Genomic DNA, 7,941 nt, shown 5'->3' with positions numbered 1-7,941 from the left:
GGCACCCGCCCCTGCCAAGCAGGCGGCCCCCGAGAGCAGTGCGGTGCAAAACGACACCACGGTGCGGGTGGATACCAAGACCCTGGACGTCATCATGAACATGGTGGGGGAACTAGTGCTGGTGCGAAACCGCCTGGTGAGCCTCGGCATCGCCAGCAATGACGAAGAGATGTCCAAGGCGGTGGCCAACCTGGATGTGGTGACCGCTGATCTGCAGGGCGCGGTCATGAAGACCCGCATGCAACCTATCAAGAAAGTCTTCGGCCGCTTCCCTCGCGTCGTGCGCGATCTCGCCCGCACCCTCAAGAAAGATATCGAGCTGGTGATGGTGGGTGAAGAGACGGATCTCGACAAGAACCTGGTAGAGGCCCTGGCCGATCCCCTGGTTCACCTGGTGCGCAACTCCTGCGATCACGGGGTCGAGATGCCAGACGTGCGGGAAAAGGCGGGCAAGCCCCGTCAGGGCACCATCACCCTGAGCGCCTCCCAGCAGGGTGACCATATCCTGCTCTGCATCGAAGATGACGGCGCTGGCATGGATCCGGAGAAGCTCAAAGCCATCGCCATCAGCCGTGGTGTGCTCGATGCCGACAGCGCGGCGCGCATGAGCGACAACGATGCCTACAACCTGATCTTCGCCCCCGGTTTCTCCACCAAGTCCGAGATCTCCGACATCTCCGGCCGTGGCGTCGGCATGGATGTGGTGAAAACCAGCATCGTCAGCCTCAATGGCTCGGTGCACATCGATTCGACCTGGGGCAAGGGCACCCGCCTCGAGATCAAGGTGCCCCTGACCCTGGCCATACTGCCGACCCTGATGGTGGAAGTGGGTGAACAGACCTTTGCCCTGCCGCTGGGCTGCGTGAACGAAATCTTCCACCTGGATCTGAAGAAGGCCAACGTGGTGGACGGCCAGCTCACCATCATAGTGCGCGACAAGGCGATCCCGCTGTTCTACCTGCACAAGTGGCTGGTCCGTGGTGCCGGCAAGACGGCCCGTCAGGACACAGGCCATGTGGTCATCGTCCAGATCGGCACCCAGCAGGTGGGCTTCGTGGTGGACAACCTCATCGGTCAGGAAGAGGTGGTGATCAAGCCTCTGGACAATCTGCTGCAAGGGACCCCCGGCATGGCCGGCGCCACCATCACCAGCGATGGCGGCATCGCCCTCATCCTGGACGTGCCCAGCCTGCTCAAGGCTTATGCCCGCCGCCACTGAGCGGCTGGCTCAAGGAGTTAAAAGAATAACAATGGCAGTCAAGGTATTAGTGGTCGACGATTCGAGTTTCTTCCGTCGCCGGGTCAGCGAGATCATCAATCAGGACCCTCTGATGACGGTGATCGACACGGCCCAGAACGGCCGGGAAGCGGTAGACAAGGCGCTGCAGTTGCGGCCTGACGTCATCACCATGGACATCGAAATGCCGGTGCTAGACGGCATCAGCGCCGTGCGCGAGATCATGGCCAAGTGTCCGACCCCCATATTGATGTTCTCCTCGCTGACCCATGAGGGGGCCAAGGCGACCCTGGATGCACTGGATGCCGGCGCCCTCGATTTTCTGCCCAAGAAGTTTGAAGACATCGCCCGTGACAAGGATGAGGCGGTCAAGCTGCTGCAACAGCGCGTCAGGGAGATTGCCCGCAAGCGCTTCCTGATGGCGGCCACCAGACCCCGGGCGCCGGAGCCCGCGGTGCGTCCCGCCCTCGGTGCTGCCCTGGCACGTCCTCTTGAGCGCCAGCCAGAACCGGTCCGCGCCGCCGCAGCCCCCGCCAGCTTCAAGCGCAGCGGCAAGAGCTATCAGTTGGTGGCCATCGGCACCTCCACCGGCGGTCCGGTGGCGCTGCAGAACGTGCTGACCAAGCTGCCGGGAGATTTCCCCCATCCGATTTTGTTAATCCAGCATATGCCGGCCACCTTCACCGCGGCCTTCGCCGCTCGTCTCAACGGCTTGTGCCAGATCGGGGTCAAGGAGGCAGAGGACGGTGACGTGCTGAGGCCTGGTCACGCCTATCTCGCCCCCGGTGGCAAGCAGATGCTGCTGGAAGGGCGTGGGCCCGGTGCTCGTCTTCGCATCATCGAGGGCAATGACAAGGTCAACTACAAGCCCTGTGTCGACATCACCTTCGCCTCGGCCGCCAAAATCTACGGCGACAAGGTGCTCGCCATCGTGTTGACCGGCATGGGGGCCGATGGCAGGGACGGGGCGCGTCTGCTCAAGGATCAGGGCGCCACCATCTGGGCGCAGGATGAAGCCTCCTGCGTGGTCTACGGCATGCCCCAGGCGGTTGCCAAGGCGGGCATCGCCAGCGAATCCCTGCCGCTGGACAGGGTTGCCCAGCGCATCCTGGTCGAGTTGGGTCGCTGACCATGGGCATGTTCGGCCTGGTGCTGGCGCTGGCTGCCGTGGCCGTCGCCCAGTGGTGGCACGGTGGCAGCCTGCTGACCCTGCTGGATGGCCCGGCCTTCGTCATCGTGGTCGGGGGCACCTGGGGTGCCGTCATCCTGCAGACGCCCCGCAAGTACATGCTGGCCGCACTCGCCCAAGCCCGCTGGATGCTGTTTCCGCCACAGCGGGATCTGGTGCAACAGGCCGAACGCCTGCAGGCTTGGGCCCAGTTTGCGCGCCAGCAGGGGTTGCTGGCGCTGGAGAACCAGGCCGAAGAGGAGAGCGATCCCTTCACCCGCCAGGGCCTCACCATGATAGTGGACGGGGTCTCCATCGACGATATCCGCCGCCTGCTGGAGGCGGATATCGACATCGAACAGGAGCGCAACGAACACGCTGCCAGGGTGTTCGAGGCCATGGGGGGCTACAGCCCGACCATAGGCATCATAGGGGCCGTGATAGGCCTCATCCAGGCCATGTTTCACCTGGAAGAGCCGGGCACCCTGGGCGCCGGCATCGCCATCGCCTTCGTCGCGACCATCTACGGGGTGGGCTTTGCCAACCTCCTCTATCTGCCGATAGCGAATCGCCTGCGGGCATTCCACTACCACCACGGTCTCTATCAGGAGATGACGCTGGAAGGGTTGCTGGCCATCGCCCACGGGGAGAATGGCCAGCAGGTTGAACGGCGGCTACGGGCGTATCTGAAAGGGGAATAGCCATGCGCAAGCGCTATCGTTTGCACCTGCAAGGGCGAGAACATCTCGATCGCTGGCTGGTCTCCTATGCCGATTACATGACGCTCATCTTCGCCCTCTTCGTGGTGCTCTACTCCGTAGCCATCGTCAACAAGGAGCAGTACCGCGCCGTCATCGAGGGCATGACCCAGGCATTCAACCAGGTTCCGCGTAGCGACGGCTTGCTGGAGGGGCAGGGCAACTCCCTGCTTAACCATCCGGTGTCGGCGGCGTCTTCTCTGCTGGAGAGCCAGGCCTCCCCGTCGCCTTCGCTCGCTCCTATCACGGGTACCCCGATCCAGCAAGATGGCACGGCCCTTGCCACGATCGATCTGCAGTTGCAGGAGGCCATGGGCGCCCTGGTGGAGGCCGGCGTGGTCAAGCTGGCGAAGGATGACAACTGGCTGACGGTGGAGCTGAGTTCCGGCCTGCTGTTTCGCAGCGGCAGCGCCTTTCTGGGGAGCAATGCGGCCCCGGTGCTCGATACGCTTTCAGGTATTCTGAAACCGGTCGATAACTATGTCAGGGTGCGGGGTTACACGGATAACCAGCCGATCAACAACGAAATGTTTCGCTCCAACTGGACCCTGTCTGCCGCCCGCGCCGAGGCTGTGCTCGGCGCCCTGGTGGTCAAGGGCATCGCCCCCGAGCGGCTCGCCTATGAGGCCTATGGGGAGTTCTCCCCCTTCGCCGACAACGGCAGCGAGCAGGGGCGATTACAGAATCGCAAGGTCGTGGTCGCCATCTCCAGATTCGCCTGGGTGCCGGCGTCCCCCGCCAAACCCCTGACGGCGACGCCGGCATCGGCCGCGCCACAGAGCGTCGACAGCGAGAACGTCAGAGTGGTGACGCTGCCCGGTGGTGGCATACGCATAACAACAAGGCAGGATTGATACAGTGATTGTTTGGACGGTTGCCAATCAGAAGGGTGGAGTCGGTAAAACCACCACGGTCGTCTCCCTGGCGGGCATTCTGGCCCAGCGTGGCCAGCGGGTACTGCTGATCGACACCGATCCCCATGCCTCCCTGACCTCTTATTTTGATTTTGACTCGGACCGGCTGGAGGGCACCCTCTACGAGCTGTTCCAGGCGGCCAAGCCCAGTGCCGAGCTGGTCAACCGGATGACCCTCAAGACCAAGTTCGAGAACATCCACCTGCTGCCTGCCTCCATCACGCTGGCGACCCTGGACAGGGTCATGGGCAACCGGGAAGGCATGGGGCTGGTGCTCAAGCGTGCCCTGCTCAGGGTGCAGGATCAGTATGACTATGTGCTCATCGACTGCCCGCCGGTGCTGGGGGTGATGATGGTCAACGCGCTGGCGGCCTGCGATCGCATCCTGGTGCCGGTGCAGACCGAGTTTTTGGCCTTGAAGGGGCTGGAGCGGATGATGAAGACCTTCGAGATCATGCAGCGATCCAAGCGGGACAAGTTCCGCTATACCGTGATCCCGACCATGTTCGACAAGCGTACCCGGGCGTCGCTGATGACGCTGCAATCCATCAAGGAGCAGTATGGGGAGGCGGTGTGGAATGCGGTCATTCCCATCGACACCAAATTCCGGGATGCCAGCCTGCTGCACATCCCCCCGTCCATCTATGCACCGGGCAGCCGTGGCACCTATGCCTACGAGACCCTGCTCAACCATCTCGATGCGCTGGAGCGTCAACGGACCCAGGAGGTGAAGCCATGAGAGAGACCACCCAGGTTCGGGCCATGGATGACTATTTCCACTCCCTGCTGCTCGATGACGCCCTGCTGCGGGAAGGACCGGACGACGAGCCGCCGGCCCCTGTGCTGCAGTTACAGCCTCAGCCTGCCCCCTTGCCCGAGGTGGTTGCGGCGCCCTATCTCGAAACCGACAACCGACTGGCGCAACTGAGCGAGCTGCTCGCCCAGGTGAGCCAGGTGCAGGATGAGATGGATGTCCTGAGCCATGAGGAGGTGCATGTCGAGCCCTTCCAGCTCGAGGTCGAGGCGGAGCCCGAGCCAGTCGAGGTGGCCTTGGTGACGCCCGAGGTGATCCCGGTGATCGCCGAGCCCGTCGCCCTGGCACTGGCCGAACCCGCGCTGGCGGCGGAACCTGAGCCTGCCCCTGCGGCCTGGGAAAACCTGGATACCGGCAACGAGTTTCAGGCGCTCTTCTTCGACGTGGCCGGGGTGACCTTCGCGGTACCCCTGACCGAGCTCGGCGGCATTCACCAGCTGGGGGAGGTGACCTCCCTGTTCGGCCAGCCGGGCTGGTACAAGGGGATCATGACCTCCCGGGAGCAGAAGATGAACGTGGTCGACACGGCCCAGTGGGTCATGCCGGGCCAGCATCTGGAGATAGACGAGTACAAATATCTGATTATGCTGGGGGAATCACCCTGGGGACTGGCTTGTCATCAGTTGAAGGGCACCGAACTGCTGCATCGGGATCAGGTGAAGTGGCGCCATCAGGAGGGGAAACGCCCCTGGCTGGCGGGCATGGTCAAGGAGAAGATGTGTGCCCTGCTGCACGTCAGGGAGCTCTTGGTGCTCCTTGGCCGAGGCGTGAACATTGAAGGCCGCTGACAACATCGGCACCGCCATGGTTTTATTGCTAATTTTACCCGTTGACGGGTTCATACAAGGATCAAGAAGATGACAGAGAAGCGCAATATTGCACAGAATCTGGCCGAGGACGAAGTGCTGCAGTGGGTGACCTTCCAGTTGGAAAACGAGACCTATGGCATCAACGTGATGCAGGTCCAGGAGGTGTTGCGCTACACCGAGATAGCCCCGGTACCGGGTGCGCCAGACTATGTGCTGGGCATCATCAACCTGCGTGGCAACGTGGTGACCGTCATCGACACTCGCTCCCGCTTCGGCCTGCCCGCCGGGGATGTGAGCGAGAATTCGCGCATCGTCATCATTGAGGCGGAGAAGCAGGTGATCGGCATCATGGTGGACAGCGTGGCCGAGGTGGTCTATCTGCGCTCCTCCGAGATCGACGCTGCCCCGGCAGTGGGCACCGAGGAGAGCGCCAAGTTCATCCAGGGTGTGAGCAACCGCGACGGTCAGCTGCTGATCCTGGTGGATCTCAACAAGCTGCTCTCCGACGAAGAGTGGGACGATATCGGCTCCCTGTAACGGCGCGTCAAAAAGTGATACAACAGCGGTCCCGGATTTGCCCGCGGCACCTTGACGCCGAGCGGGACCCTGTGATGAGGAAGGTGACAGTTTGATGATTGAATTAGCAGCCTTGGGGTTGTCCTTGTTGGCGCTGGTGCTGGCCCTCTACGGTATTCTGGGTCACCGCCGCCGTCAGCGAGAGTCCGAGGCCAGGATGGAGACGCTGCAGGGGCAACTCGAGAGTCTGCGCAAGCAGATGATGGAGCTGCATACCGGTGCCATCGGCATGGGTCAGCGCCTGCAATCCGCCGAAGGGGCCATGCAGAAGATCCAGGATAGCCAGCAGGAGTTGACCCTGCAGGATCCGGAGCGCCGCCTCTACAGCCGCGCCGCCAAGATGGTGGAGCTTGGCGCCGATCTCGACGAGGTGATGAGCGAATGCGAGTTGCCCCAGGCCGAAGCCGAGTTGCTGATCTCCCTGCGCAAGGGGCGCACCTGACCCCTGCTTCAGATCGAGAGGGGAGGCACTGGCCGCCCCGCTCTTCCCTGCCACCCCTCCCTCTGCCCGTGCCTGGTCACTCCAGTTTCCCCCTGCCACATCTTCTTCTGCCGGTGCGCGATCTCCCCCACAAATCCTGTTGATTATTGGCATCTTTGAAAAGACGCCTCCGGATCCTGTGTTAAGATGCAGGCCGCCTCATTTTCAACGATTACATCCCCATGCTGCTTCAAGCCAACAATCTGAGCTGCGTGCGTGAAGATCGCACCCTGTTTGAACATCTCTCCTTCGCGGTGCGTTCGGGCGATCTGATGCAGATTGAAGGCCCCAACGGGGTGGGCAAGACCAGCCTGCTCCGTCTGCTGACCGGCCTCTCCCAACCCTTCGCGGGGGAGGTGTGCTGGAACGGGGAGAACATCCGCCATTGCCGGGATGAGTACCATGCCAGCCTGCTCTACCTGGGCCATCAGCCCGGCGTCAAGGCGACCCTGACCCCCCTCGAGAACCTCTCCTTCTATCAGAAGCTGCACGGCACGGCCGAGGGCGACGTGGATCTCTGGCAGGTGCTGGCCCAGGTCGGCCTCGCCGGTTTCGAGGATTATCCCGCGGGCCAGCTCTCGGCCGGGCAGCAGCGGCGGGTGGCGCTGGCCAGGCTCTGGCTGTCGGAGCGCCCGGCGCTCTGGATCCTCGACGAGCCCTTTACCGCCATCGACAAGCAGGGGGTCAAGGTGCTGGAGCGGCTGTTCCTGACTCACGCGGATCGCGGCGGCATGGTGGTTCTCACCACCCATCAGGACTTGACCCTGATGCAGGGGCGCCTGAAGACACTGTCGCTGACCTCGTTGTTGCAGGAGTAGCCATGCTGCGCGCCGTAATCCACCTTATTCACCGCGAGTTGCTGATGGCCCTGCGCCAGCGTGCCGACATCTTCAATCCGCTCTGGTTCTTCCTCATCGTCATCACCCTGTTTCCGCTCGGCATCGGGCCCGAGCCCCAGCTGCTGGCCCGCATTGCCCCCGGTATCATCTGGGTGGCGGCCCTGCTGGCTGCCATGCTCTCCCTGGAGCGGCTGTTTCGCGATGATTTCAGCGACGGCGCCCTGGAGCAGATGATGCTGATGCCCCATCCCCTCGGGTTGCTGGCGCTGGCGAAAGTGATCGCTCACTGGTTGCTGACCGGCCTGCCGCTGCTGCTGGTCTCCCCGCTGCTCGCCATCCTGCTCT

10 protein-coding genes are annotated in these 7,941 nt (G+C 62.8%); all 10 read left to right on the top strand.

The annotated features are described in order from the left end of the window. Positions 1–1,219 (top strand): chemotaxis protein CheA (locus BN1127_RS03215; protein ID WP_042648462.1); only part of this gene is annotated, 1,219 nt, incomplete at its 5' end. 31 nt (positions 1,220–1,250) lie between these two features. Next, positions 1,251–2,366 carry a protein-glutamate methylesterase/protein-glutamine glutaminase gene (locus BN1127_RS03210; protein WP_042648461.1) on the top strand — a complete coding sequence of 372 codons (1,116 nt, stop codon included), beginning with the start codon at positions 1,251–1,253 and terminating at the stop codon, positions 2,364–2,366. A gap of 2 nt (positions 2,367–2,368) precedes the next feature. After that, on the top strand, positions 2,369–3,106 hold the full coding sequence (locus tag BN1127_RS03205; RefSeq protein WP_042648460.1) for a flagellar motor protein: 738 nt from the start codon (positions 2,369–2,371) through the stop codon (positions 3,104–3,106). Between the two features lie 2 nt (positions 3,107–3,108). After that, entirely contained in the window at positions 3,109–4,017 is a 909-nt protein-coding gene (locus tag BN1127_RS03200; RefSeq protein WP_042648459.1) for a flagellar motor protein MotB, read from the top strand. A 4-nt stretch (positions 4,018–4,021) separates the two neighbouring features. Beyond that, on the top strand, positions 4,022–4,816 hold the full coding sequence (locus BN1127_RS03195) for a ParA family protein (RefSeq protein WP_042648458.1): 795 nt from the start codon (positions 4,022–4,024) through the stop codon (positions 4,814–4,816). Continuing rightward, a complete protein-coding gene (locus tag BN1127_RS03190; protein ID WP_042648457.1) occupies positions 4,813–5,679 on the top strand; it encodes a chemotaxis protein CheW in 867 nt (288 codons plus the stop codon). Before BN1127_RS03195 ends, BN1127_RS03190 begins: the two co-directional genes overlap by 4 nt. Before the next feature lie 69 nt (positions 5,680–5,748). Then, complete coding sequence (locus tag BN1127_RS03185) at positions 5,749–6,237, top strand: chemotaxis protein CheW (RefSeq protein WP_005333026.1); 489 nt, start codon at positions 5,749–5,751, stop codon at positions 6,235–6,237. A 94-nt stretch (positions 6,238–6,331) separates the two neighbouring features. Continuing rightward, positions 6,332–6,718, top strand: coding sequence for a DUF2802 domain-containing protein (locus tag BN1127_RS03180; RefSeq protein ID WP_042648456.1), 387 nt, complete (start codon positions 6,332–6,334; stop codon positions 6,716–6,718). A 221-nt stretch (positions 6,719–6,939) separates the two neighbouring features. Then, positions 6,940–7,575, top strand: coding sequence for a cytochrome c biogenesis heme-transporting ATPase CcmA (ccmA, locus tag BN1127_RS03175; RefSeq protein ID WP_042648455.1), 636 nt, complete (start codon positions 6,940–6,942; stop codon positions 7,573–7,575). Between the two features lie 2 nt (positions 7,576–7,577). Then, a partial coding sequence (gene ccmB / locus BN1127_RS03170; protein WP_042648454.1) for a heme exporter protein CcmB occupies positions 7,578–7,941 on the top strand: 364 nt, incomplete at its 3' end.

The sequence above is a fragment of the Aeromonas media genome (genome assembly GCF_000819985.1).
Taxonomy (GTDB): domain Bacteria; phylum Pseudomonadota; class Gammaproteobacteria; order Enterobacterales; family Aeromonadaceae; genus Aeromonas; species Aeromonas media.
Note: the sequence above shows the minus strand (reverse complement) of the source record. Positions and strands in the feature narration are given on the sequence as shown.

Coding starts and splice junctions, on each gene's coding strand:
- BN1127_RS03210 (WP_042648461.1), top strand. CDS start 1,251: ATGGCAGTCAAGGTATTAGTGGTCGACGATTCGAGTTTCTTCCGTCGC.
- BN1127_RS03205 (WP_042648460.1), top strand. CDS start 2,369: ATGGGCATGTTCGGCCTGGTGCTGGCGCTGGCTGCCGTGGCCGTCGCC.
- BN1127_RS03200 (WP_042648459.1), top strand. CDS start 3,109: ATGCGCAAGCGCTATCGTTTGCACCTGCAAGGGCGAGAACATCTCGAT.
- BN1127_RS03190 (WP_042648457.1), top strand. CDS start 4,813: ATGAGAGAGACCACCCAGGTTCGGGCCATGGATGACTATTTCCACTCC.
- BN1127_RS03185 (WP_005333026.1), top strand. CDS start 5,749: ATGACAGAGAAGCGCAATATTGCACAGAATCTGGCCGAGGACGAAGTG.
- BN1127_RS03180 (WP_042648456.1), top strand. CDS start 6,332: ATGATTGAATTAGCAGCCTTGGGGTTGTCCTTGTTGGCGCTGGTGCTG.
- ccmA (WP_042648455.1), top strand. CDS start 6,940: ATGCTGCTTCAAGCCAACAATCTGAGCTGCGTGCGTGAAGATCGCACC.